A 24842-nucleotide genomic window follows, 5' to 3' on the forward strand; every position below is an offset into this window, starting at 1 on the left:
AGTTGCAAACATCTTAATTTAATATTAAATAAACAAGCCTTTTTGCCAAAAAAATGTTAAGGCTTTTGCGATTTTGCTAACAAAGACAACAAATCATTTTGTTTAATGTTTATAACATCTAACTCAACATTAAGATGCAAAAACTGTAAAAGGGTTGCGTGAAAATTTTAACTTTGTTTAAACAAGATCAACTTTTGGAATTAAGAACACAATTTTCCTCCTTCAATTTTGAATGTGGTACCGATGAAGCTGGTAGAGGTTGTTTGGCTGGTCCCGTTACAGCTGCCGCCGTTATTTTACCGCTAGATTATAGCAATGGCGCCTTAAATGATTCAAAGCAACTTTCAAAGAAAAAAAGAGACCTATTAAAAACGGTCATTGAAAGCGAAGCCATAGCATTTGCCTTTGCGCATATTTATGAAAATGACATTGACACCATTAATATTTTAAATGCATCCATCAAAGCAATGCATGTCTCTATCTCAAAACTTAAAGTGCCCCCAAATTTTATAATCGTAGATGGCAATAAGTTTAAACCCTACCAAAGTATTCCTCACAAAACCATAATTAAAGGAGATCGCAAATATCTAAACATTGCTGCCGCATCCATCTTAGCAAAAACTCGCCGTGATGCTTACATGGAAAAAATTCATCAGGAATATCCGATGTACAATTGGAAGCAAAATAAAGGATACCCAACAAAAGAACACAGAGCTGCCATTCAAAAATATGGTATAACCAAATACCACAGAAAATCATTTAGATTATTACCAGAGCAGTACCGTTTGGACCTATAACTTTTTATATTTGCACATATATCTATCTCAATGAAGCGATTTGGTTTTTTATTGGTCTTGTTATCTCTTATTGTAGCGTGTCAAAAGAATTATGACAATATAACTTCCCCCAATCAATTCCTCCCGTCAAAAACGAATACCGTCATCTTAATAAATGACCTTAACGACTTTGCTAAAAGCATAAAAAATCACAATATTTTATCGGGTATATATAATAAGGAGTTAAAAACGTCTTTAGCGCTTTTGGAACATCTCAATACTACCAAGCAAGTTAGTGTTGCTTTTTTAAACGAATCGAGTTCAGATTATCTCATTTTAACCGAGAATGATTCAACGTTATTTATGATCGATTCCATCCCAAATCACGTTTCTGAAACTTTAAAAAACCTCAAGATTAAAAAAACGCAAATTGACACCACGGTTTTTTATCATAAAGTCCTTGGTCATTACTTTATGGCATCGAATAATCTGGACATCTTAAAAACACTCAATGCAAAAAATGAAAATAAAGAACTAACGGGGTTAACTAAATCTACAGATCCCGAGTCCATAGCATCTTTGATCTTTAGAACCGATTCCCCCGATTATTCCAAACTCTTATTTTCCAAACCTGGAAGTAGCACCAAGAACTATGCTGTTCTTGATTTAAATTTTTCTGAAAAAAACATTGCTTATAATGGTATTATTAGTTCAGGAGATTCCACATCACATTATATTAAGAGTTTTAAAAATACTGTTCCTCAGAGAACAAATTCTCTAAGTGTTGCCCCCTCTAAAACAAAGTCGTTATTGAGTGTTGCTTACGATGATTTTTCAATTTTCCAAGATAACCTTAATCAACTAAGATCATCAGAAATCGACAGTACTCAAACCTTCTTAAATTTCACCAATGAAATCGCATTGATTGATAATGCCGTAATTGTTCATTCTTTAGATGCAGACATTGTCCTGGAAACCATAGAAGAGAAATCATATGTAGAGACCTATAGAGCTATAGATATCTACGAATTTAACAACACGGCATTTTTTAAATCGCGATTACAACCATTTATAGCATTTGAAAATTCCAAGTATTTCTTAAAATATGATGATTTCATTATATTTTCGAACAATATCGAGAATTTGAAATCCATTATTTCTTCAGTTCTGAGTAACAATACTATTGCCAATTCTGACGCATTTAAAAACATTAGCCAGAATATCAGTGACGAAGCCTCAATGTTTATTTTTAAAAATGGTGAAAGCCTGTCAGATGTTCTAGGTACAAACACCAAAGGATATGACGCTAACGTTGTGCAGTTTGTATATGAAAACAACTATGCTCATATTAGTGGTGTTATCCAAGAATTCAATAAAAGAACTTCTTTTAATTCGGTTTCAGAAACGTTTACAACATCTGTAGATGCAGCGATCATTTCCCCTCCTCAAACTGTAAAAAACCATATAACGAAAGCGCATGATATTGTCGTACAGGACGTGGACAATGTACTATACCTTATCTCAAGTTCTGGCAATATCCTTTGGAAAAAGCGCTTACAAGGAAAAATCCTTGGGAAAATCGAACAAATCGACATGTATAAAAACGGGAGGTTACAACTGGCTTTTGCAACCCCTAAGCGCCTGTATGTATTAGACAGAAACGGAAACGATGTTTCTCCTTTTCCTCATAAATTTAACGATGAGATTACACAGCCGCTTTCAGTTTTTGATTATGACAAACGCAAAAACTATAGATTATTAGTTACTCAGGGCAAACAGCTTTTAATGTATGATGCTAAAGGGCGAATTGTAAATGGATTCAACTATAAAAGTAATGGCTTAGACATTTCGACCCAGCCAAAGCACTTTAGGATAGGGAGTAAAGACTATATCGCTTTTGCTGCGGGAGATCAACTAAAAATTCTTAATCGCCAAGGTCTTACAAGAATTAATGTTAAAGATAAAATTCGCTTCTCCGAAAACGAATTATACCTCTATAAGAATAAATTTACCTGTACAAATACGCTGGGACAATTAGTACAGGTCGACACCAAGGGCAAATTAAGCACTAAAAATCTTAACCTCATGGAGCAGCACAATATGGTAGCAACGAGTAAGACTTTAGTCTCTATGATAGACAACCAATTGAACATAAAATCTAGAAGTATTGATTTGGACTATGGTGATTACACCCCACCTAGAATTATTTATCTGAATGACAAAATCTATGTCACCACCACGGATTTACAATCCAAAAAAGTTTATTTATTCGATAGTCAAGCCAAATCAATTCCTAACTTTCCAATTTTTGGAACGTCGTCGGCTGAGCTACAAAAGCTCGATAAAGCAAAAGGTTTAGAGCTTATAACGCTAAGTGATGATAGGACGATAATTGTTTACAAGTTATACTAAATCCATAGCCAATTATACATTTCATTTTTTAGATTGAATAGTTATTCTTATTTTTAGTCGGCTATTAATCAATTACTTAAAATGAAAACCTCAAAAGCTCTCCTTGCGTTTTGCGTTGTTCTTCTTATTATACCCACTCTCAATGCCCAAACCAAAAAGATAAAACGTCCTAAAAGTCGTGTTGGCGTAGCAAGTGTCGACAACTTTGTTAGAGAGTCTTTTGATTTATACGATAAGGTCTATAAATACGACGGCTATGCAGCATCGGGAACACCACTCGAAGATGATGATATAGATGTGCTTGAAGACGCCTTAGATGAACTTTCTTCCTTGAGCGAGAGTGCTCCTGACATCATTAAAGATTTAGATGGTGTTGGATTTATGAAACAAAGCAAGGCTACACTTCAAGTGAATAAAGCGAAAAAGGCTTTAAAGTACAGTATTAAAACGACCAAAGAACTGTTGTTAGGCCAAAGAGAAAGAGAATCTAAAGAAAGTGAGGAAGACCATAATGAAACTGATGCTAATGAGACTCAAGAAACTTCAAACACGTCTACTGATGAAAAAGGTGCATCAGAAAATAAAAGTCAAGAAACGCCTTCAAATATTTCGGATGATTTAGAAATCTATAGCAAGTTCGATTTTGTCCCTGGTGATAAACTCATTTATTTCGATGATTTTTCTCAGGATTTTATAGGTGATTTTCCAAGCAAATGGAATACCAACGGCACCGGTGAAATCGTTACCGTCGGAAGTGTTGAAGGCAAATGGTTTGAACTAAAAGGTGGTTACGGGATTAAATTTATACCTCTTCTTTCTCAGGCTTTGCCCGAAGAATATACCATTGAATTTGATATACTGGCCATAGTTGATAATCGAACCTCTTCAACGGCAAGATTGAATATCACTTTAGATGATAATGACACTTTTAAAGATGGTAAGAATAGAGCTTCCTCAGAGCTTCCTTTGGGTCAATTTGGAGCCTTTGATATTAGGGTATACAATAGAGTCAACGGCGAAACCATTATCAATTCTGGCATAAATACCGATTTAAGAACAGCTATATTAAATAAACCACATATTTCTATAGCTGTAAACAAAAGACGTTATCGCCTATGGGTCAATCAAAAAAAATATATTGATATCCCACAATTTATTGCTCCAAATAAGGTATTAAGCACTATCAAATTCAATCTTTTGGGAATGAGAGATGGCACGGATCGCCTATTCATTTCTAATCTAAAAGTCGCTGAGGGAGGCGTCGATCTAAGACGCAAACTGATGGCAGAAGGTCGCATCTCCACTAATGGTATTTTATTCGATTCCGGTTCCGCCAATATTCAACCGCGATCCCTTGGAATCGTGAGGCAAATTTCGCAGGTCTTAATGCAAGATCAAAACATAAAACTTAATATCATCGGCCATACCGATTCTGATGGTTCTGATGATGTTAATTTAAAGCTGTCAAAAGAACGAGCCGATGCCGTAAAAGAAGCTTTGGTAAATCTATATAATATTTCCAAGGATCGCTTAACCACCGAAGGTAAAGGCGAGACACAGCCTGTCGGTGATAATAATACTACAGATGGAAAAGCACAAAACAGACGTGTCGAGTTTGTAAAAATATAACGGTAACCAAATCTCGAAGTCCCTAAGTCTTGGAAACGCCAATTAATTTTGGCGTTTCTTTAGTTATAACCTTATACTTTTGTAGTATTGCAACTAAATTCTTTCTTCTATTTATTTAAATGATAAAACGACAAAAAGCAGCTATAAAAAGCTGTATTATTCATAAGGTTGGCAATAAATTTAATGATACTAAAAATGCATTCTCAAATACTGCAGTAAACTTTGACGAAGCTACTTATAATCTCATATTACCATATCTGTTAAGGCCATTTACCAATATCGCAGAAAGCTACCGGTTTCATCATCATAGTGATATTGGTCTCAATGAAATCAATACGTATACTGAACAACTTTTTAAAGAGGAGGCCGACTTTGTAGATGTTTCTAAACATATCGTTACACATCTATTTGAACAAAGTAATTCCGCGCAAATAAAAACGGGAGATGTATTGATATGCCATTTTGAGAATATTCAGTACGAAGACTATTTCACTGAGGCTATTGGCATCTATAAAATTGAAAATAAGACCGAATTCTTCCAAACCTATCTAGAAGATGGCAATTATGATATTTTTGTGCAAAAAGGCATTCAAGCAAAGAAAGTTGACAAAGGCTGTTTGGTACTGAACACTGCCGATATGGAAGGCAAGATTGTCTTCAGTATTGACAACAATACTTACGATACCCAGTACTGGATTAAGAGCTTTCTAAACATTAAATACCCAGACGATAGTAATCAGCACACAAAGCATTGTATAGAACTTTGTAGAGAATTTTCTAAAGAGGTATTACAACCCAATTTTGGCGGTCAAGAACAAAGTAATTTCTTGGCCAAAATCGTTGATTTCTTCAAAGAAAATGACATTGTAAATATCGATACTTTTAAAGAAGACGTTTTTGATGAAGAAGATCAAATACAGCTTTTTGAAGATTATAAAAAAACCTATGAAGCGGAGCACAACGTCCTCATAAGAAATCAGTTTGATGTCTCAGAGCGTGTTTTAAAAAAGCAGAAGCAAAAGATAAAAACTGAAATAAAATTAGATACGCACATACAAATAAAGCTCGATGTTGATGCCCCAGATGCTTCCGCAGAATATCTTGAGCGAGGTTATGATGAAGAAAAGAAAATGCACTATTATAAGGTATTTTTTAATGCTGAATCTTAGACAGGTGTGGTTCTGTTCTTTTTACTAATTTAGAGGCGTGACCATGGCAAAACAGAAAAAAGAAGCATTTAGTGATTTTGGTTTAGGAGAAAAGTCGTCTTCCGAAGGTTTTCGCGCTTTAAACAAGGATGGAAGTTTTAATATTGAAAAAACCAACATCCCATTTTTTGAACGTCTCAACTTTTTCCACAGCTTGGTCACCATGAAATGGTCGCACTTCTTTGGATTTATTATTCTTGGTTATTTTATTGTCAATTTCCTTTTTGCCACAATCTACACTATAATTGGTGTAGAGAACCTGACAGGAACTCAAGGTATGACCCCTTTTGAGGAGTTCATGGAGGCTTTCTTTTTTAGTGCACAGACCATTACCACCTTAGGCTACGGAAGAGTTGCACCACTTGGCCTACCTGCCAATATTGTAGCGGCCACTGAGTCCTTACTCGGACTTTTGTTTTTTGCATTGGCTACTGGCTTGCTTTATGGGCGATTCTCTAAACCCATATCTAAAATAAGATATAGCGACAAGGCTGTAATTGCCCCATATCATGATATCAATGGATTTATGTTCAGATTGATTAATCCTCAAAAAAATGAGTTGTTAGATGTTGAAGTTAATGTAAGTGTCTCCATGAAACGTGAAAACTCCGAATTACGCGATTTTCATATTCTTGATTTAGAGCGTGAAAAAGTGCGTTTCTTCCCTTCCATGTGGACTATTGTGCATCCCATAGATAAAAACAGTCCACTTTATAAACTAAGTGAGGACGATTACCACAAAAAGGATTTTGAGTTTATTGCCATGCTCAAGGCCTTTGATGAATCTTCTGGGCAAATGGTATATTCTAGATCCTCTTATAAACCCAAAGAAGTAGAATGGGGGCAAAAATTTGTGTATGCAGGCCAACGTGCCAACGGAAAAACCCTAATTGATGTCAGTAAAATTAATGAGAGTAGGGACGCAGAACTTAACTAAATAAACTCCGCCTCAAAAAGCGCTTCAAAATGCTTTAAAAGCGTCTTTTTTACTTCGGCTTCATCAACAACAGCAACCCCTAATTCGTTATGTAAAGAAGTGACAGCTTTACCACGAATACCACAGGGAATAATATGGTCAAAATACCCCAAATTGGCATTGACATTTAATGCAAAACCATGCATAGTAACCCAGCGACTGGCACGGACTCCCATCGCACAAATTTTGCGCGCAAAAGGGGTCCCTACATCTAACCATACTCCCGTTTCTCCAGGACTACGCTCTGTTTTTAATCCGTAGTCTGCAAGGGTAAGAATAATAACTTCTTCTAAAAACCTTAAGTATTTATGAATATCTGTAAAAAAGTTATCCAGATCTAAAATAGGATAACCAACTATTTGGCCCGGACCGTGATATGTAATATCGCCTCCTCTATTAATCTTATAAAAGGTCGCTCCCTTTTCGGCTAGCTGTTCCTCGGTGAGTAAGAGGTTGGACAAATCACCACTTTTACCCAAGGTATAGACATGCGGATGCTCCACGAAGAGAAAGTGATTGTCTGTTTCTAAACCTGCAGCTTCCCTTCTATTTCTAATTTTGGTATCTAAAATGGCTTTAAAAAGATGTTCTTGATAGTCCCAAGTTGCCTTAAAATCCCTTAAGCCTAAATCTTCAAATTTTATGGTTTTATTCATCCACGAACTCAACTTTTATATCTAAAAGTAAAGGGTTTTTTAAGTAGTTAATCCAATTAGCATTATAAGTCACCGTTTTTCGGTCCTCAGAAATTTCTGCATCTTTAAAGGATACTGATTTTACAGCTTTAGGAAATGTTAACTTAACGGTGTAATAGGACTCTTCAAAATACTGCATTAACTCTTTATCATTTTCATCAGTTTCGTCAAAAAGTTCACCCATAGACTCGTCATCAATCGCATCGACAATAGTGGTTCTTTCAAACCCGCTGGAAGTCATGTTATAGGTCACCCTTTCATCATCCGATCCCATAAATTTACCAATTGGTGATCCATTCTTTAAGGCATCCAGCTGATCTCCTTGATCGTTAAGACTTTGCACCTTGTTTATTTTGTCTTGAATATCCTTTAAATCCTCTAAAGAGTTAAAATTCAACCCAACTCCCATATCCATTATCCCTTTATCTTCGTCTACTTTCATGGTCATAAACATATCCCTTACGGCCTCCATAGCTAGGCGTTTATCTTCTGGTAGCGCTGCAATACTATCTTTGTAAGTTTCCATAATATCTGCAAAAACCATAGTCGTATCCATGACCTCGCCTTTTTCTTTCTTTTCAGAATTTGCAGCCCCACCTCCCATTTGCTCTTCGAAGGCTTTCATTGCATCGCCCATTTCATAGGTTATTAAGTATTCTCCAGATTGACTATCATTAAAAACGATGGACTCGGTAACGCTACAACTACATATAAATGCCGCTAAAGCGAATAAAAGGTATAATTTTTTCATTTGTGCTTTATGGTTTTAAAGAGTACAAAGATAGCCAAAAAAGCACGAATAGAAGGTTTAAGCTTTTCCCTTATGGGGAAATTAAAAAGGTTATTATCGTTCAGGGTTATTGAGAATGACCAAGGCTGCAATGACCCCTGGAACCCAACCACAAATCCACAATAAAAAGGTAATTAAAATAGATCCACAACCTTTGTCAAAGACGGCCAAAGGAGGAAAAATAATAGCTAAAATAACACGCCAGATACTCATAATTTTGATTGATACTAAAACCCGTTCAGCAGAACTGATTTGATGTAACGATAGGACGTAACTTTGTTAAAATTGTTACACTTTTTAGAGCTCAACAATTTATAATCTTCTAAAATTACGTAGATTCGTTTTATGCAATTCAGGATTTTAATACTGTTTTTATTAGCATCACTTTATTGTGAGGCCCAATATTCATTTTCAGGTTTCATCAATCCTGACGAACCTCAAAATACGGTCTATCTCTCAATCGTTGAGGATTACCGTAAAATGTCCGGTGTGTATTCCGAGCAAATTATTGCAAAAACGACAGCCGATGATACGGGTTTCTTCGAGTTTAAGGGTAATATATTAGACATTGAACATCGGATTTATCGTATTCATGTCGACAAATGCTCCGAAAACCAGCAAGATATCAATCATTTTAATGGCCATTGTAGTGATAGTGAAGAACTATTATTTATCGCCAAAAATACGGACACTCTCAATCTTCCATTTTCATTTGGCAACCAGATATTCTGTGAAATTGAATCGAGCAACCCCAAAGCCAATGCCTTCCTAAAAATAGATTCTCTCAAAAATGAAATGCGCTTTGCCTATAGCGAGGTAAGAAGTGAAGCCAACAGGAAATTGAATAATAAAAAATGGTTCAAAACACTTCAGGATTTTGGAGAAGCGTTAAACGAACCCATTGCTGAACTTGCTATTTATGCTTATTTATCAGATAGAAGTAGTGACTTACACAATCATTATGTCGAAGACTTACAAAACAATCCCTATTACGACCATCTTAAAACCCGACTTGAGCATACATACCCCAATGCCCCATATACGATTCAATACAAGAATGAATTAGCTGCAGATCGCTACATGATGGCCTCCTACGTTGGAAATGTACCAAGTTCTAGCAATATTTACCTCTATATACTTCTAATCTTTTCCCTTTTATTAAATACTTTGCTGTTATATCGGTATTGGAAGACAAAGCAATCTAAAACTGAAGATTTAAAGGCCAAACTATCAAAACAAGAGCAGGTCGTCTTGGAGCATTTATTGCAAGACAAAACCAATAAAGACATTGCCGAAGCCTTATTTTTGAGTGTGAGTACCGTAAAATCACACACCAACAACATCTATAAAAAATTAAACGTACAATCTCGTGACGACGCAAAGTCACTGTTTGCTAGATAGTTATAAAATTCAAACCAGGTACTAGTACCGATTTCCAACCGTAAATCTTAAAATTTCTTGAAGATAATTTTGATGTTTGCTTCAGTATTAATCATAAATTTTTTTATATCATGAAACGAACATTAAACCTTCTAGTTTTATTTACATTAGTCTTCGGTCTTTTTAACGCGGCACCTGCAGAAATCGATAAGTTCGATACAAAAGTCGCAGTTATCGAATTTGAAACGGAAATTATTGACTATGGTACTATAGCGCAAAATTCCGATGGTACTAAAATCTTCATGTTTACCAATACAGGTGATGCTCCTTTACTCATTACCAAAGTAAAGACAAGTTGTGGATGCACAGTACCTAGCTACTCTAAAGCTCCTATTTTACCAGGGGAATCTGGTGAGTTAGAAATTAAGTACGATACCAAAAGGGTAGGCGCTTTTACCAAAACGGTTACCGTGATGTCTAATGCCGAAGGAGGTAACAAAATCCTAAAAATTAAGGGAAACATTGTGGCTTCAAAATAAGGTCATAATTACACAGACAAAACTGCTAGGACTCCTAAGATTCTTAGCAGTTTTCTTTGTTTTATACTTTAAAGAAATAACGTAATTTTGCAGTTCTAAAATTACGAGAATGCAACTTTCAGAACAAGAATTAGTACGACGCGAAAAGTTAGAAAAATTACGTGCTCTAGGCATTAATCCCTATCCAGCCGATTTATACCCAGTTAATCATACATCCCAACAGATAAAATCTGATTTTGAGGAAGGTAAACAGGTGATTATCGCAGGTCGACTAATGGCTATCAATATCCAAGGAAAGGCTTCTTTTGCACAATTGCAAGATAGCGAAGGTCGTATTCAAGTCTATTTTAACCGTGATGAAATCTGTCCTGGTGAGGACAAAACACTGTATAACGATGTCTTTAAAAAATTAATTGATTTAGGGGATTTTGTCGGTATCGAAGGAGAACTTTTTACGACTAAAGTCGGAGAAAAGACGGTCATGGTTAAGCATTTTAAGTTGTTGAGTAAAGCCTTAAAACCGTTGCCAATTCCCAAACAAAAGGATGGGGTTACCTATGATGCATTTACGGATCCCGAACAGCGTTACAGACAGCGTTATGCCGATTTGGCGGTAAACCCTCATGTAAAAGATGTGTTCGTAAAGCGCACAAAGTTGTTTAATGCCATGCGTCAGTTTTTTAATGATGCTGGCTATTTTGAAGTAGAAACACCCATTCTCCAACCTATTGCTGGAGGTGCTGCTGCGCGTCCATTCGTAACGCATCATAACAGTTTGGATATTCCCTTATATATGCGTATTGCCAACGAGTTGTATTTAAAGCGTTTAATTGTTGGTGGCTTTGAAGGCGTCTATGAGTTTTCTAAAAACTTCCGAAATGAAGGGATGGACAGAACCCATAATCCTGAGTTTACGGCTATGGAAATCTATGTAGCCTATAAGGATTACAATTGGATGATGGACTTCTGCGAAAAACTATTGGAGCATTGTGCCATTGCCGTTAATGGGACAACGAAGGCGACTTTTGGAGACCACGACATCGATTTTAAAGCCCCTTACAAGCGCGTCACCATGCGTGATTCTATTTTAGAGTTTACTGGGTTTGATATCGATGGAAAGTCTGAGGATGAGATCCGAACTGCTGCCAAAGATATGGATATCGAAGTCGATGACACCATGGGTAAAGGCAAGCTTATCGATGAAATTTTTGGTGAGAAGTGTGAGGGTAACTATATACAGCCCACATTCATTACCGACTATCCAAAAGAGATGAGTCCTTTATGTAAAGAACACCGCGAAAATCCTGAATTAACTGAGCGCTTTGAGTTGATGGTTTGTGGTAAAGAAATCGCCAACGCCTATTCTGAGTTAAACGATCCCATCGATCAGCGTGAGCGTTTTGAGCACCAATTAGAATTGGCAAAGAAGGGGGATGATGAAGCTACCGGAACCATTGATTATGACTTTTTACGTGCCTTAGAATACGGCATGCCACCTACCTCTGGTATGGGTATTGGCATGGACCGTTTGGTGATGTTCTTAACCAATAATCAGAGTATTCAGGAAGTATTGTTCTTCCCGCAGATGCGACCAGAAAAGAAGCAAGTTGCTTTAAATGATAATGAAAAGGCCATTTTTGAGATTTTAAAATCTCAAAAACGCATGGACTTAAGTGAATTGAAATCAAAATCTGGCTTAAGCAATAAAGGTTGGGATAAGGGCATTAAAGGTTTAGGCAAACATGGCTTAACTAAGGTTGAAAAAACTGAGGAAGGTTTGTTCGTAGAACTTATCTAATACACCAAAACATATCTCAATAAAAAAGGAATCATCTATAGCGGTTCCTTTTTTTATGTTAAGATTTAACATCAAATACCTTTGTTAGCGATTAAAAAAACCTAATTTTAGGAAAACACAATCTCAATGAAAAAAGTTTACCTTTTCATCCTTTCTCTAATCTTACTTACCACTTGCCAAACTGAAAAAGACGCCAAAAAAGCTTATGTTATTACTGGAGACATCTCTGGTGACTATGACGGCTATGTTTACCTGGTTTACCCACAGTTTTTAGACAGTATTTACAAAGTCAAAGACAGTGTTAAGGTCATTGATGGGACATTTAAATTTACGGGATCTACCCACTCGCCAGTTCAAGGCTGGCTGAATTTAGAAGGCCAATCGAGTATCGCATGGTTGCTCGTTGAGAATAGCACCATAGACTTAAAGGCCAATTATACCTTTGAAGGGGCCGGGGATAATATCTATAGAAAAATTACGATTGAAGAAGTCATTGGCTCTAAGAGTGATAGCATTAAAGAAGACTATCGAAAATTCTTTCGCGACAACAAAGCTAAAGCGAATTTTGATGATTTGGTCAAAGATAAACTCAGTAGTATAGCCAAAATGGAAGATACTGATGGTTATACAGGTAAGCTATTAGCGGATAATGTGGTTTTCACCAACAGGCTTAATCTTGAAGAGGCCAGTCAGATTCTAGAACAAATTGACACCAATTATGTCGCTCCTTTTGAAAGAGAACTTATAAGGGCTGGCATCAATCGCTTAGAAACTTTTAGTGGTGGCAAGCCCATTTTAGATTTCGTCTTAAATGACAAAAATCGCGACACCATCAATAGTGCCGACTTTAGAGGCAAATTGTTACTCATAGATTTTTGGGCCTCTTGGTGTGTTCCGTGTCGTAAAAAGCATCCGGAGTATGTAAAGTTTTATAATGAAAATCAGGATGCCGATTTCGAAATCCTTAGCGTTTCTATAGATAAGGATGTCGATGCCTGGCAGAGAGCCATGGAACAAGATCAGATGACTTGGCAAAATGTTATTGATAAGGGAGGTTTTGAAGGAAAAACGGCCAAAGACTACTTTCTTTATGCTATTCCTTACAGCTATTTAGTGGACAAAAGTGGCAACGTTATTATGCCAAATCCAACTGTTGAAGACATTGAAAGCTATTTGTAATTAGGTTGTTTATCTCGCTTTACCTTTTAATACAATGAGTATGATTCACATCAAAATGTCTCAGAAAACCATGTAATCACTTGTTATTTAACACAATTTTAGTATTTTCACGGGGCTATTAAAGAAAATCAATTTCCCAATGAAAAAGTATCTTGCCTTCGCCTTGCTTATAACATTATGTTCTTGTAACAGTGATGATGATGCAATGGCTCCAGTCGAAGATCCCTTAGTTGTTGCTGAATTTAGAACAAACCTTTCTGAGTTGAATTTATTTGTTGGAGACCTCAATGATCTGGATATTACATCGAGAGCATTTGAATATAGTCCTAACACCGCTTTATTCACGGATTACGCGCACAAACAGCGCTTAATAGCACTGCCAGAAAATACTGCTATGCAGTATAATGGTGACGGTTTACCTATTTTTCCAGAGAATACGGTCATCGCGAAGACATTTTATTACAATAACGATGAACGGAACTTAAGCTTGGGTAGAATCATTATCGAAACTCGAATTCTTATAAAAATCAATGGCAATTGGGAAACGGGTAATTACAAATGGAACGATGACCAGACCGACGCTACTTTAGATTTAAATGCAAGCACAGTACCAGTAACCTGGATCAATGATCAGGGAGAAACCAACTCGACAGTTTATAAAATTCCATCAGATAGTCAATGTTTCACCTGTCATAGAACTAATGAAGAAAAGCGTCCTATAGGTCTCAAGCTAGAAGCGCTAAATTTTGATGTTAATGGTGTCAACCAAATACAGCAACTTGTAGACAATCAACTATTAACGGATGTTGATTTCACTAATCTTAATGCCATCCCAAACTGGGATGATTCAATCAATTATTCCTTAGAGGAACGGGCGAGAGCTTATTTTGATATTAACTGCGCACATTGCCATACTGATGGTGGGTATTGCGAGTCACAATCGAGCTTGAGATTAGATTATAGTACTTCTTTGGATAATACGAACATTGTAGAGCGAAAGAACAGTATTATTTTTAGAGTTGCATCAGACTTTGAAGAAGGATTAACCATGCCATGGATAGGGACGTCTATGCTTCATAATGAAGGCGTGGATCTCATCTTAGAATATTTAGACACGCTTTAGAAAACACGTTAAATATATACTAAATTCGGTTTTGTTTTTGAAAGATTCTTAGTAGAATACGTACTTTCATGCAAATTTTTTAAAACCGACGTAAAGTGAAACGACTATCCATCAAGCTACTTTTCGTAGCCTCAACCTTTTTGGTGTTTTCATGCTCGACAACTAAAAAAGCGAGCAAATCAAAAAAAACTGATGCCACAGCAATGGCAAAACCACCAGCAAAAAAGCCTGGTAAAAATGATCCAAAACCTTATAATAAAGTCATTACTAAAGATGCCAAATCCGATACAGGACTTTTTACAGTACACTCTTTAGATGACAAATTCTATTACGAAATTCCAGATTCGCTCTTCGACAGAGAGATGCTTATGGTCACTCGAATTGCCAAAACGGCAAGAGGATTAGGTTTTGGTGGTGGAAAGCAGAATGAACAGGTACTACGCTGGGAAAGAAAAGGCAAAAAAGTAGTACTTCGTGTCGTATCGTACAATGTTACTGCGGCCGATTCCTTACCCGTAAACGAAGCTGTTGTCAATTCTAATTTTGAGCCTGTACTTTTTACCTTTCCCATAAAAGCTTACAGTAAAGATTCGACAAGTACGGTCATAGATGCCACACCATTGTTCTCTAAAGATGTAAAACCCTTAGGGCTTCCACAATTTAGAAGACGCCCCTATAAAGTAACGCGTTTGGAAAGCGACAAATCTTTTATTGAAACAATTAAGAGTTATCCTAGAAATATTGAAGCCCGCCACGTTAAGACTTACGCTGCTGGTTCACCTCCATCTAATTCTAGTACAGGTAGTATTTCCATAGAAATTAACAACTCCATGATTTTATTGCCAGAAAACCCTATGAAACGTCGCTATTTTGATGAGCGTGTAGGCTGGTTTACAAGTCGTACAACGGATTATGGTTTAGACGACCAAAGAAGCAAGTCTTTAACCTATTTAGATCGCTGGAGATTAGAAGTAAGGGATGAAGATATTGAGAAATTTAAGCGCGGCGAACTCGTAGTTCCCAAAAAGCAGATTGTGTATTATATAGATCGCGCGACTCCTAAGAAATGGAGAAAATATATTAAACAAGGGATCGAAGATTGGCAGGTTGCCTTTGAAGCTGCTGGATTTAAAGACGCCATTATTGCCAAAGATCCACCTACTGTAGAGGAAGACCCCGAATGGACACCAGAAGATGTGCGTTACTCTGTAGTACGCTATCTAGCTTCTCCTATCCCCAATGCTAACGGGCCTCATGTAAGTGATCCTAGAACAGGTGAAATCTTAGAAAGTGATATTAACTGGTACCACAACGTTATGTCTTTATTACGCGGTTGGTTCTTTGTGCAAACAGCGGCTATTAACCCTGATGCCCAAAGTCCAGAATTTAGGGAAGAAGTCATGGGCCGATTAATTCGTTTTGTCTCAGCTCATGAAGTTGGACATACGTTAGGCCTACCGCATAATATGGGAAGTAGTCATGCATATCCCGTAGAAAAATTAAGAGATGCCAATTTTACAAGACAATTTGGTACTGCACCATCAATAATGGATTATGCACGTTTCAACTATGTAGCGCAGCCTGAGGATAAAGGCGTAGCGTTAATGCCCGATGTAGGAGTCTATGACAAATATTCCATCGCTTGGGGCTACCGACCTATTTTAGACAAAACAGCTGAAGAAGAAAAAGAAACTTTAAATCAATGGATTACGGATAAAGCAGGTGATCCCATGTATCGTTTCGGACACCAGCAAGTGGGTGATATTCACGATCCAAGCTCACAAACAGAAGATCTGGGAGACGATGCTATGCTCGCTAGTGATTATGGTATTAAAAACTTAAAACGTATTGTTCCCAACCTCATAGAATGGACTACCGAAGCGGGTGAGGATTATGATGATTTACAGGAAATGTATGGGCATGTGGTGTCCCAGTTTAATCGCTATATGGGGCATGTAGCCAATAACATTGGAGGGGTGTATGAGAATTACAAGGCCGCAGGTCAAGAAGGTGTGGTTTATACACCTGTTGCTAAAGATCATCAGAAAAGAGCCATGGCATTTTTACAAAAGCAATTGTTCGATACACCTGAATGGCTGATTGATAAAAACATCTTTGACCGCATTCAATATTCAGGTTCTGTAGACCGTATTAGGGCCATACAAGCGCGATCACTAAACACGGTGCTTAGTTTAGGAAAAATGCAACGTTTAACCGAAGCACATACCTATGATAGCAATGCTTATTCGTTACCAGAAATGATGAAAGATTTGCGTCAAGGGATTTGGAGTGAATTGCGAAGTGGTAAGAAGATAGATACTTACAGACGTAATTTACAGAGAGCTCACATCGATCGTTTGGCTTATCTAATGACTGCGAAAAATCAAAGCGGTAGAACATTTAGTCCTTATATCAAAGCAACTGCCGTAAACACAAGTCAATCCGATATTAGAGCAGTCGTAAGAGCTGAATTAAAGGCCTTGCGTTCGCAATTGAGGAATGCTCGTGGTGGAGACGCGATGAGTAGAATTCATATTGCAGATGCTATTGAACGTGTTAATGCTATTTTAGATCCTAAATAATTTAGACCTTATATAAAATTTAAAAGGCTTCAAATGAGTTTGAAGCCTTTTTCAGTTCTAAATATACTATTAATCTTCACCGGTGTGTCTCAAATTGTCAATATCATTTTCGATAGACAAAATTAGCAGACTTGTTGCCGTGCAAAATACAGGGCTCGTAATACAGTGGTGGCCATTCCAACTCCCATCTTCATTTTGGATATTCATTAAACGTCCCGACACATCATCATACCATTTTTTCCAATCATCGTCATCATTGACCACCATAGATTCCCCGGTTTGTAAGAAACTTAAAAACTCTTCACCACCATTATTTCCAAAACCCGTCATAACCTCATTTTCTTGTGCTTTTTGTTTAGATGCATTGTAAATATTATATGACGAAGTATAAGCAATGGCCTCACTTTCTGGAACTCCTATGTCCTTTAGATTTTCGACATTTACCTTATCATCGTCTTTAAGCTTCCCTTCCTTTTTAGCTTTGGCAATTAGCTCCCTAGCTTTTCTAGCATCTTTGGCTGAACCTCTGGCAGAATTACTCACAGCATATAATATAACTCCTGCGCCATCAGTCGTTTTAACAGATTTTGATTCTTCATCATAATTGCTTTTTAAATAATCTTTTTGATTAGTCACCACAATCTCATCTAAGGTTGCACCAACGGATTCTGCGGACTCCAAAGCGCTTGTTGCCAAACCAGATTGTAATACTCCAGCCCAACCAGCTCCTGTAACCCTACCGTCTTTACCCGTGGCATTTTGAATTTTTTCCACACAAACATCCAGACATTTCTCTATGCGCTTTTTAGTTGATGCATCTATGTTTTCTTTTAGAATATTCGAAAAAAATTGTGCTGTCAATACCGCATCAATATTCTGTCCCAATTTACTCTGAATTTGGGTCCCTTTTTCTTCAGTAATATAGATATCGTCCTTAGATACACTTTCAACTTGCTCGAGTAAAAAATCTAAAGCGCCCTTAAGCTGTTCTTTATACGGCCCTTTCTTTAGCGTACTGCCACTTCGTAACAAAGCCATAGCCACCATTGAAGTTGTTGCTGGATCTGCATTAACGGCATGGGGATTCATTTCTCTCTGATTATTATGACTCCCTGCTCCATATCCCCCGTTCTCTAGCTGAGCCTTGGCTAACCAATTTAGTCCATTGTCAACAACAGGTTGAATGTTATCCTTTAATTTAAACCTGGAATAACCCTCTGATGATTGTTCCCCAAATGTGGTCATAAATACGCAACCTTCTGCATTATCGATGTTAGCTTCGGCCATTAGCGAATGCTCTTGTGGCCTATCGATGGATAATAGTGTAATTACAAATGCGGTAATAACTCCCATAATCCCCAATCCTAATTTTGTCTTTGATGTCATAATCTTTCGTTTTTGATTTAACTAAAAATAAGACAATCGCTTAGGACAAAGAATTTATAATGAGTGTAGTAGGGCTCTGGATGAGTGAAAAAACGATTTAAGGAAGTTTGATATTGGTCGTTTGATGGTAGGTCTCAAATTCCACTAGGTTATTATGATCACCTCCTTCAATTGTAATAAAATCCAAGTTACCTATCCCTAACTCGGAAAGTTTCTTACCCGAGGCGTAAGGCACGACCTTATCATCTGTTCCATGCAAGATGGTAATAGGACAGGTTGCCCTTAACAAATACTTATAGGTTGGGAACTTATACTTCAGCAAAGATTCGACTGGAAATATAGGGAATCGATGCTTGGCCACGTCTAAAATACTGTAATAAGGCGTTTCTAAGATGAGTTGTTTAGGTTGATTTTTTGAAGCTAAATATGAGGCTAAACCAGTGCCAAGAGACCTTCCATATAAATTGATATCATGCTCTGGATACTGTTTCAAAAGATAATCATAACAGTATTGGGCATCCTTATAGAATGCAGCTTCTGTGAGCTTCCCCGTACTTTTGCCATAAGTTCTATAGTCCATAACCAAAACGTCATAATTCTTTTCCACAAAATAGGACGTAATCTTACCCCATCTACTCAAATCACCAGCATTACCGTGGAAATAGAGTATAACACCTTTTGATTGTTCTGCTTTAAAATGTAGGGCATTTATAATAGCACCCTTCTCCGTCTCAAAAAATAACTCTTCAAACCGGTAATCGAACTGATATTGATACTCTTGCTTTAGCGTGGTGGGCAAAAACATCAATTTCTCTTGAAAAAAATAAAGTGCTGATCCTATCATAACATATAAGCCTAAAAGAAAAACGACCGTATTTTTAAGCCTTTTTCTCAGTTTTTTTCGAGGTGTGAATGACATTAATACTTGTGGTTTCTAAATCGATGGTTTTGGGTTCAGTGTTTAAAATATCATCCAACATGTTGTGATACGATTCAAAATTATTCAAATTTTTGTGGCCACCACCTATAACTGTGTGCAGTTTGGTCAGCTTAGGGTTGATTTGAGCTAATTTCACACTCGACTTGTACGGAATTAGCTTATCGTGTGTCCCGTGAATGATGTGAATTGGGCATTGTACATATTTTAACCATTTATAGGTTGGCAAAGGATACTTTAAGAGCAATGACAAAGGCATAAAAGGGGCATAACGTGCCGTAACCTTGGTAAGGCTGTAATAAGGCGCATCTAATATGAGCATTTTAGGATTATTTAGCGAAGCCAATTTTGTAGCAAAACCAGACCCCAATGAACGTCCGTAAAGCACTATTCTATCTTCGGTAGTTCTTTCCTTGAGCTTATCATAGACTTTTTGCAAATCGCGTTTAATCGCCTTTTGGGAACGCTTCCCAGTACTTTTGCCAAAGCCTCTGTAATCTACCATCAAAACGTTATAACCATGCCTTGTAAAATCTACGGCGAACTTTCCCCATCCTTTAATACTTTTTGAATTTCCCTTTAGGTATAGCACTACGCCTTTACTTTCTCCCTTAGGAAAAAACCGTAGGCCATTGATAATAGCACCGTCCCTAGTCTCAAGATTATACTCTTTAGTGACTTGATTTTCATAAGCGAACTGAAAATCCTTTGGTAACTTTTCGGGCTTAAACAACATATAATCTTGCAGATAGTACAAAGCTATACTAATTACAATATATATTCCTAGGATGAATAAAACGGTTGAGACCCAGTAAGGCATAGTCTAAAGGTATTTACGCAAGACACAATTTACGAAAATTACAATTGTAGCTTGAAACTAGCGATCTACATTTTTCAAAATGAAATCTAAGATTCGGTTTTTGTATGCCTCTCCCCCCATTTCATACAAATTATAATGCCCTCCATTTTCTACTTCTATAAATTCTTTCTCTGTTGTCTTTAAATTAGCATAAAGTGCCTTTCCATACTTAAAGCCAATACTTTGATCCGCATTACCATGGGCAATTAATACGGGTTGCCCAATATGCTTTACTGATTGCAATGGTCTCACACTTTCTGGATTAAAGTCTCCTATCTTACCAGCTCTATCGAGCGCATAATCTGATAAAAATCGAATCCCAAAGCCTTTTAAATAACGCTTTTTATAATCGTAAACTATTTGACTTAAATCAGCAAAAGTACTCTCTATCACACCAAAATTTATACGCTCATCATACTCTAGAGCTTGTATTGCAATAGCTCCACCTAAAGAATTTCCCCAGATACCAATTGATAAATTTGGCGATTTTTCCTTTACGACATTGACCAGTTTAAAAATATCCTTTTTCTCTTTAAAGCCATAGGTTGTATAAATTCCGTCGCTCTTCCCATGTGCTCTGAGATCAACTAAAATAGATTCTATTCCATTTTTGGCCAATAATGCCGATGTACTTAAAAAATGTTCTTTGCACCCTCCTATTCCATGAACTAGTATTACAACACCTTTTGGTGAAATTTTATCCGTTTTTATCCAATAGGCACTAAGATTTAGACTATCGTCGACTTTTACAGCAAAACTTTCACTTACTAAATTAAAGTCATTTGGAGTTTCAGAAACACTAACCCTTGGCGGTTGGATCATTGCATAAGGAGCTATATGATGAAATCCTATATATATTCCAACAACAATAACGGTGATTACACATATAGCAACATATCTTACTTTTTTCTTCATTGTATTAACCTACTAAAAATACTTCAAAAATACTTCCGCAAAAGGATCCTGTCCTACCACCGTATAATAAAATAAGGCCCCTAACCAACCATGGATTATACCCATCACATAAATATTTTTGACCTTTAAATATATATATCCATAGAATAATGCCAAAATAAACGTACCTAACATTAACCAAAGCGAAGGATAATGTACAAGGGAAAAGACTATTGCCGTAAGTAGAATTATTAAACTCTTTTTGAGCTTTACTCTTTTTAAGTCTTTAAGGTTTCCTGCCAATAATCCAATGGTTAAAAATTGTTGAATACTGCCCCAAATAGGGTAAGTAATAAGTAAAGGAATAATGTGCCAAGTTAAATTAATAGTGCCTTGAATGTAACCCACTAAAAAAAACACTGCAATTGCTATTATTGCAAAAGGTAGCATTAACTTGAATACAGTTTTAAAATTTCCCAACTGAAACCCCCAATCACTTAGAACATTCCTATCTTTTTTATAGCGGTAATAAACATAAAAGGTCCAAGCGAGGATTGCAACGACTACAAATGGTAATCGCCAATTGAGATAATCCATAAAAATAAACTTGCCTATCCCGGTCAAAATTACTCCTGCAATTTCCAATACTCTGATTTTATCGGATATGGGTCTGGTTAGTTTTATGCTTGAAAACTCCGTAAGGTATTTTGTCAATCTATTTTTCATAACCAATGGAATTTAAAACCTCGCAGCTCTAAACCACACTGCGAGGTTTTGGGTTACTAACTAACCAATCATCAAAACAAAAAAATCATGTATACGATGATACCCTCTGCAATTCCAGTCACTATAGACATTCCCAATATATCTTTGATCTTACTTCGCAGAAAGAAAACTGTACTTAATATGGCGATAATCCCGGCAAGCAAAATTTCTAAGGCATTAATCTTAGAAAGCAACAATGTAATACCGGTAAAGGCTGCTGTTATGCCTAAGGTTATTAGGCCAAATTTTAAAATCTCCTCCTTTGTGTAATTCCCTTCTATAAAACCCTTTCTTAAATCCCTTAAGACCGAAAGAATGAATAGTAAGGGAACAACAGATAAGAACGGTGCAAAAATGACTTTGATTCCTTTTATTACACTTAAATCGTTGTAAAAGAAAAAGGCTATAGCGGTAAATGCCAGCAAACCGGTTACTATGATCGTTTGAAATGTAAAAAGTAACTCCCTCTTACTAGCATTGGTCTGGTCTTTTGATGTTTTAATGATGTTCATAATATTAAAATTTGATGATTGTACTTTTAGTTTTAAGCGGATAAAAAGAATATGTGTACTGCTAAGGCCATGAGCACTCCACTCAATATGCCATTGGCCTTTAAGTTGTTATACAATAAAAAGTTAAATACGTAAGAACTTATGGAGGTTGAGTTGATCAAGTGCGCAAGAATTAAGGCATCCTCGAGTCTCTTATTTGTCAGAAACTCTAATAACTGCATTAAAAGAAGAACACCTATAACTGAAATAACCAATAAGAGCGTCGCTGGTCTTTGATTTTTTGCCTTGTACTCCTCCAAATTTTCAGGCAAGAAATGTTCAATAACAATAAACCTTGTAAAAAATAATATTGGAATTGGAAACAAAACGGAACCAACAATCTTCACAACATCCCTTAAGGTTCGTATCTCATCATAGCCCAAAAACACGAGATAAATAAAAACGACAAGAGATACACCTACGGTAATAAAGAAAGCTGTATTTAAACGCTTCTGTATCATTTTAATAACTTAAGATATACGGACTTCTAGATAGGTTACTAGCTAATGAATCAATGTTCTGGTTGTAGGCCTCAATCAAGTAACTAGATATGGACTGCGCATACACGAGTATTAAGCCGAGCACACCAAAAAAAAGACTCGCCCAAATAAGTTCTGATGACGTAAAATTAGACTTAGATTCCATGATATTTTGCTTTAATGATTACTAGGCAAAATTGAAATAAAATTGAATGATGTAAAAACCAATTTTCGTATAAAACTGACGATATATTTTTAATATATATGAATTAAAATCCTATATTTATTGATTTATATTTCATATAAGTGACGATTAAATGATAGCATTAAAATCGATAATAGATACGTTTAGCAAAGAAGATCAACAAAAATTCATTACGTTTCTACAGGAAAAAAACAAGCGTAGGGACACTAAGAATATTCAATTATTCAAGCTAATGAGCATCCCAGAACTAGACTCCAAATCTATTTGCAGGCAACTTTACGAGGTCGATCATTGTAATGCCTATCACGCTTTAAGAAAACGTCTTTTTAATGCTTTGATAGATTTCACGGCCAATAAAAACTTAGAGGATGAGAACTCGGTGGATATGCAAATCATAAAATACATTTTAGCGTCTCGGACCTATTTACTTCAAAAAAACTACGATATCGCCTACAATATATTAGACAAAGCCGAGCGCCTTGCCGACGAGCATTCGCTGTTTCCCATTCTCAACGAAATCTACCATACTAAAATCCAATATGCGCCAAATTACCCAAAAATTGATTTGGAAACGCTCATTTTAAAGCAAAAGAATAATCGTAAACAACATCAATTAGAAGATCAATTAAATATTATTTACGCAAAGCTAAAACTGATACTAAATACGATTAGCTATAAAGGAGAAGTTATTGATTTCGAAAGTCAGCTGAAATCTGTACTTGCGGATTACAAGCTTGTGCTCAATGAATCACTTTCTTTCAAATCCCTTTATCAGATTCTGACTATAGTCAATATATCTGCATTAGTCACTAGTCGATATTTCGAAATTGAAAACTTTGTCATGAGTAGTTATAGAATCTTGAAAGAAAAGAAGGAAACAGACAAACAACTATTCTATCAAATTCATATTGTATATATCATTGCCAACGCGTTATTTAGAAACAAAAAGTTTGAGGCCTCATTAACCTACATCAATGAGATGGAAGAATTGATGCGATTAAAAAAAGGCATCTACTACAAAACCTTTATACTAAAAAAAATATTGGTTGAAGCTTTAAATTACAACTTTATCGATAAGCAAGAAACAGCCATTAAGCTTGTAGAGGCTACAATTAAAAAGAAACATCAGGACATTGAATCGCTTTTAGACCTTCATCTGTCGTTATTGATGTTTTACTTTCAGAAAGCCGATTTTGCCAAGGCCAAATGGGTGCTTTCAAAATTTTATCATACCGATCAATACTACATCGAAAAAGCAGGAATAGATTGGGTGATTAAAAAAAACCTAGCCGAAATCTTACTCTATGCTGAAATCGCAGATGACGATTTATTTTATTCAAGATTAAAGAGCTTTAGACGGAAATACACGTCTTATCTAAAAGAGATTGATCAATCTAGGATTTTGACCTTTATCAATTATGCCGAGCGCTACTACAAGCGTCCTGAAATAGCAAAAAGCAAGGCATTTGCCAAAGCTCTTGTCATGGCGCTTGAAGGTACTTCAACACAAAAAGAGGATATTTTCGTTATTAGCTTTTATGCCTGGTTAAAAAATAAAGCTACGGATAAAAACCTGTATAAAACCACCTTAAAACTTATAAAGTCATAGCGGTTCATAATTTAAAATTCTCCTTTTAAATAAAATTATTATTTTAGTAGCTCGAAATAACTAAACAATC

At 36.3% G+C, this 24842-nt stretch carries 23 protein-coding genes; 12 read left to right on the forward strand and 11 right to left on the reverse strand.

What is annotated here, in order from left to right; all coding sequences use genetic code 11:
* Positions 1-194 precede the first annotated feature (194 nt).
* The 5 genes from ACO052_RS21355 (at position 195) to ACO052_RS21375 (ending at position 6962) form a co-directional block, all read left to right on the forward strand.
* Entirely contained in the window at positions 195-797 is a 603-nt protein-coding gene (locus ACO052_RS21355) for a ribonuclease HII (protein ID WP_422108091.1), read from the forward strand.
* A 30-nt stretch (positions 798-827) separates the two neighbouring features.
* Positions 828-3188, forward strand: coding sequence for a ribonuclease HII (locus ACO052_RS21360; RefSeq protein WP_422105832.1), 2361 nt, complete (start codon positions 828-830; stop codon positions 3186-3188).
* A gap of 81 nt (positions 3189-3269) precedes the next feature.
* Positions 3270-4817, forward strand: a complete 1548-nt coding sequence (locus tag ACO052_RS21365) for an OmpA family protein (RefSeq protein ID WP_422105833.1) — start codon at positions 3270-3272, stop codon at positions 4815-4817.
* A gap of 119 nt (positions 4818-4936) precedes the next feature.
* Positions 4937-5986, forward strand: coding sequence for a nucleoid-associated protein (locus tag ACO052_RS21370; protein WP_422105834.1), 1050 nt, complete (start codon positions 4937-4939; stop codon positions 5984-5986).
* 43 nt (positions 5987-6029) lie between these two features.
* Complete coding sequence (locus ACO052_RS21375; RefSeq protein ID WP_422105835.1) at positions 6030-6962, forward strand: ion channel; 933 nt, start codon at positions 6030-6032, stop codon at positions 6960-6962.
* Here the strand turns inward: ACO052_RS21375 and lipB are convergent.
* From lipB to ACO052_RS21390, 3 genes are all read right to left on the reverse strand, one after another.
* Positions 6959-7657 (reverse strand): lipoyl(octanoyl) transferase LipB, encoded by a 699-nt coding sequence (lipB, locus tag ACO052_RS21380; protein ID WP_422105836.1) that lies wholly within the window; start codon positions 7655-7657, stop codon positions 6959-6961. The two genes, ACO052_RS21375 and lipB, sit on opposite strands and share 4 nt — an antisense overlap.
* Positions 7650-8447, reverse strand: a complete 798-nt coding sequence (locus tag ACO052_RS21385; RefSeq protein ID WP_422105837.1) for a hypothetical protein — start codon at positions 8445-8447, stop codon at positions 7650-7652. The genes lipB and ACO052_RS21385 overlap by 8 nt, the downstream gene beginning before the upstream one ends.
* A 93-nt stretch (positions 8448-8540) precedes the next feature.
* The gene (locus ACO052_RS21390; RefSeq protein ID WP_422105838.1) at positions 8541-8699 is read right to left on the reverse strand and encodes a YqaE/Pmp3 family membrane protein; all 159 of its coding nucleotides are present in this window, start codon (positions 8697-8699) and stop codon (positions 8541-8543) included.
* 132 nt (positions 8700-8831) lie between these two features.
* Here ACO052_RS21390 and ACO052_RS21395 point away from each other — a divergent pair, with 132 nt between their 5' ends.
* From ACO052_RS21395 to ACO052_RS21420, 6 genes are all read left to right on the forward strand, one after another.
* Entirely contained in the window at positions 8832-9887 is a 1056-nt protein-coding gene (locus ACO052_RS21395) for a response regulator transcription factor (RefSeq protein ID WP_422105839.1), read from the forward strand.
* A gap of 110 nt (positions 9888-9997) precedes the next feature.
* Positions 9998-10405 carry a DUF1573 domain-containing protein gene (locus tag ACO052_RS21400; RefSeq protein WP_422105840.1) on the forward strand — a complete coding sequence of 136 codons (408 nt, stop codon included), beginning with the start codon at positions 9998-10000 and terminating at the stop codon, positions 10403-10405.
* 109 nt (positions 10406-10514) lie between these two features.
* On the forward strand, positions 10515-12203 hold the full coding sequence (gene lysS / locus ACO052_RS21405; RefSeq protein WP_422105841.1) for a lysine--tRNA ligase: 1689 nt from the start codon (positions 10515-10517) through the stop codon (positions 12201-12203).
* 126 nt (positions 12204-12329) lie between these two features.
* Positions 12330-13382, forward strand: coding sequence for a redoxin domain-containing protein (locus ACO052_RS21410; protein ID WP_422105842.1), 1053 nt, complete (start codon positions 12330-12332; stop codon positions 13380-13382).
* A 139-nt stretch (positions 13383-13521) separates the two neighbouring features.
* Positions 13522-14505, forward strand: a complete 984-nt coding sequence (locus ACO052_RS21415) for a hypothetical protein (protein ID WP_422105843.1) — start codon at positions 13522-13524, stop codon at positions 14503-14505.
* 95 nt (positions 14506-14600) lie between these two features.
* Complete coding sequence (locus ACO052_RS21420; RefSeq protein WP_422105844.1) at positions 14601-17087, forward strand: zinc-dependent metalloprotease; 2487 nt, start codon at positions 14601-14603, stop codon at positions 17085-17087.
* 69 nt (positions 17088-17156) lie between these two features.
* Here the strand turns inward: ACO052_RS21420 and ACO052_RS21425 are convergent, their stop codons facing one another.
* The 8 genes from ACO052_RS21425 to ACO052_RS21460 form a co-directional block, all read right to left on the reverse strand.
* Positions 17157-18473 (reverse strand): hypothetical protein, encoded by a 1317-nt coding sequence (locus tag ACO052_RS21425; protein WP_422105846.1) that lies wholly within the window; start codon positions 18471-18473, stop codon positions 17157-17159.
* Positions 18474-18570: 97 nt separating this feature from the next.
* A complete protein-coding gene (locus ACO052_RS21430; protein WP_422105847.1) occupies positions 18571-19317 on the reverse strand; it encodes an alpha/beta hydrolase in 747 nt (248 codons plus the stop codon).
* A 34-nt stretch (positions 19318-19351) separates the two neighbouring features.
* Positions 19352-20230: an alpha/beta hydrolase gene (locus ACO052_RS21435; protein WP_422105848.1), complete on the reverse strand. Its 879-nt coding sequence runs from the start codon at positions 20228-20230 to the stop codon at positions 19352-19354.
* Between the two features lie 57 nt (positions 20231-20287).
* Positions 20288-21184: an alpha/beta hydrolase gene (locus ACO052_RS21440; protein WP_422105849.1), complete on the reverse strand. Its 897-nt coding sequence runs from the start codon at positions 21182-21184 to the stop codon at positions 20288-20290.
* A gap of 12 nt (positions 21185-21196) precedes the next feature.
* Positions 21197-21889, reverse strand: coding sequence for a type II CAAX prenyl endopeptidase Rce1 family protein (locus ACO052_RS21445; RefSeq protein WP_422105850.1), 693 nt, complete (start codon positions 21887-21889; stop codon positions 21197-21199).
* Between the two features lie 71 nt (positions 21890-21960).
* Positions 21961-22440, reverse strand: coding sequence for a hypothetical protein (locus ACO052_RS21450; RefSeq protein WP_422105851.1), 480 nt, complete (start codon positions 22438-22440; stop codon positions 21961-21963).
* Between the two features lie 32 nt (positions 22441-22472).
* Positions 22473-22940 (reverse strand): hypothetical protein, encoded by a 468-nt coding sequence (locus ACO052_RS21455; protein WP_422105852.1) that lies wholly within the window; start codon positions 22938-22940, stop codon positions 22473-22475.
* A gap of 1 nt (position 22941) precedes the next feature.
* On the reverse strand, positions 22942-23124 hold the full coding sequence (locus tag ACO052_RS21460; RefSeq protein WP_422105853.1) for a hypothetical protein: 183 nt from the start codon (positions 23122-23124) through the stop codon (positions 22942-22944).
* A gap of 151 nt (positions 23125-23275) precedes the next feature.
* Between ACO052_RS21460 and ACO052_RS21465 the strand changes: the two genes are divergently transcribed.
* The gene (locus ACO052_RS21465; RefSeq protein WP_422105854.1) at positions 23276-24772 is read left to right on the forward strand and encodes a hypothetical protein; all 1497 of its coding nucleotides are present in this window, start codon (positions 23276-23278) and stop codon (positions 24770-24772) included.
* Positions 24773-24842 lie beyond the last annotated feature (70 nt).

It is taken from the genome of Winogradskyella sp. (genome assembly GCF_965228925.1).
Lineage (GTDB): Bacteria > Bacteroidota > Bacteroidia > Flavobacteriales > Flavobacteriaceae > Winogradskyella.

Bases quoted from the DNA above. Each gene is read 5' to 3' on its own strand.
- ACO052_RS21360 (WP_422105832.1), top strand. From the start codon at position 828: ATGAAGCGATTTGGTTTTTTATTGGTCTTGTTATCTCTTATTGTAGCG.
- ACO052_RS21365 (WP_422105833.1), top strand. From the start codon at position 3,270: ATGAAAACCTCAAAAGCTCTCCTTGCGTTTTGCGTTGTTCTTCTTATT.
- ACO052_RS21370 (WP_422105834.1), top strand. From the start codon at position 4,937: ATGATAAAACGACAAAAAGCAGCTATAAAAAGCTGTATTATTCATAAG.
- ACO052_RS21375 (WP_422105835.1), top strand. From the start codon at position 6,030: ATGGCAAAACAGAAAAAAGAAGCATTTAGTGATTTTGGTTTAGGAGAA.
- lipB (WP_422105836.1), bottom strand. From the start codon at position 7,657: ATGAATAAAACCATAAAATTTGAAGATTTAGGCTTAAGGGATTTTAAG.
- ACO052_RS21385 (WP_422105837.1), bottom strand. From the start codon at position 8,447: ATGAAAAAATTATACCTTTTATTCGCTTTAGCGGCATTTATATGTAGT.
- ACO052_RS21390 (WP_422105838.1), bottom strand. From the start codon at position 8,699: ATGAGTATCTGGCGTGTTATTTTAGCTATTATTTTTCCTCCTTTGGCC.
- ACO052_RS21395 (WP_422105839.1), top strand. From the start codon at position 8,832: ATGCAATTCAGGATTTTAATACTGTTTTTATTAGCATCACTTTATTGT.
- ACO052_RS21400 (WP_422105840.1), top strand. From the start codon at position 9,998: ATGAAACGAACATTAAACCTTCTAGTTTTATTTACATTAGTCTTCGGT.
- lysS (WP_422105841.1), top strand. From the start codon at position 10,515: ATGCAACTTTCAGAACAAGAATTAGTACGACGCGAAAAGTTAGAAAAA.
- ACO052_RS21410 (WP_422105842.1), top strand. From the start codon at position 12,330: ATGAAAAAAGTTTACCTTTTCATCCTTTCTCTAATCTTACTTACCACT.
- ACO052_RS21415 (WP_422105843.1), top strand. From the start codon at position 13,522: ATGAAAAAGTATCTTGCCTTCGCCTTGCTTATAACATTATGTTCTTGT.
- ACO052_RS21425 (WP_422105846.1), bottom strand. From the start codon at position 18,473: ATGACATCAAAGACAAAATTAGGATTGGGGATTATGGGAGTTATTACC.
- ACO052_RS21430 (WP_422105847.1), bottom strand. From the start codon at position 19,317: ATGATAGGATCAGCACTTTATTTTTTTCAAGAGAAATTGATGTTTTTG.
- ACO052_RS21435 (WP_422105848.1), bottom strand. From the start codon at position 20,230: ATGCCTTACTGGGTCTCAACCGTTTTATTCATCCTAGGAATATATATT.
- ACO052_RS21440 (WP_422105849.1), bottom strand. From the start codon at position 21,184: ATGAAGAAAAAAGTAAGATATGTTGCTATATGTGTAATCACCGTTATT.
- ACO052_RS21445 (WP_422105850.1), bottom strand. From the start codon at position 21,889: ATGAAAAATAGATTGACAAAATACCTTACGGAGTTTTCAAGCATAAAA.
- ACO052_RS21450 (WP_422105851.1), bottom strand. From the start codon at position 22,440: ATGAACATCATTAAAACATCAAAAGACCAGACCAATGCTAGTAAGAGG.
- ACO052_RS21455 (WP_422105852.1), bottom strand. From the start codon at position 22,940: ATGATACAGAAGCGTTTAAATACAGCTTTCTTTATTACCGTAGGTGTA.
- ACO052_RS21460 (WP_422105853.1), bottom strand. From the start codon at position 23,124: ATGGAATCTAAGTCTAATTTTACGTCATCAGAACTTATTTGGGCGAGT.
- ACO052_RS21465 (WP_422105854.1), top strand. From the start codon at position 23,276: ATGATAGCATTAAAATCGATAATAGATACGTTTAGCAAAGAAGATCAA.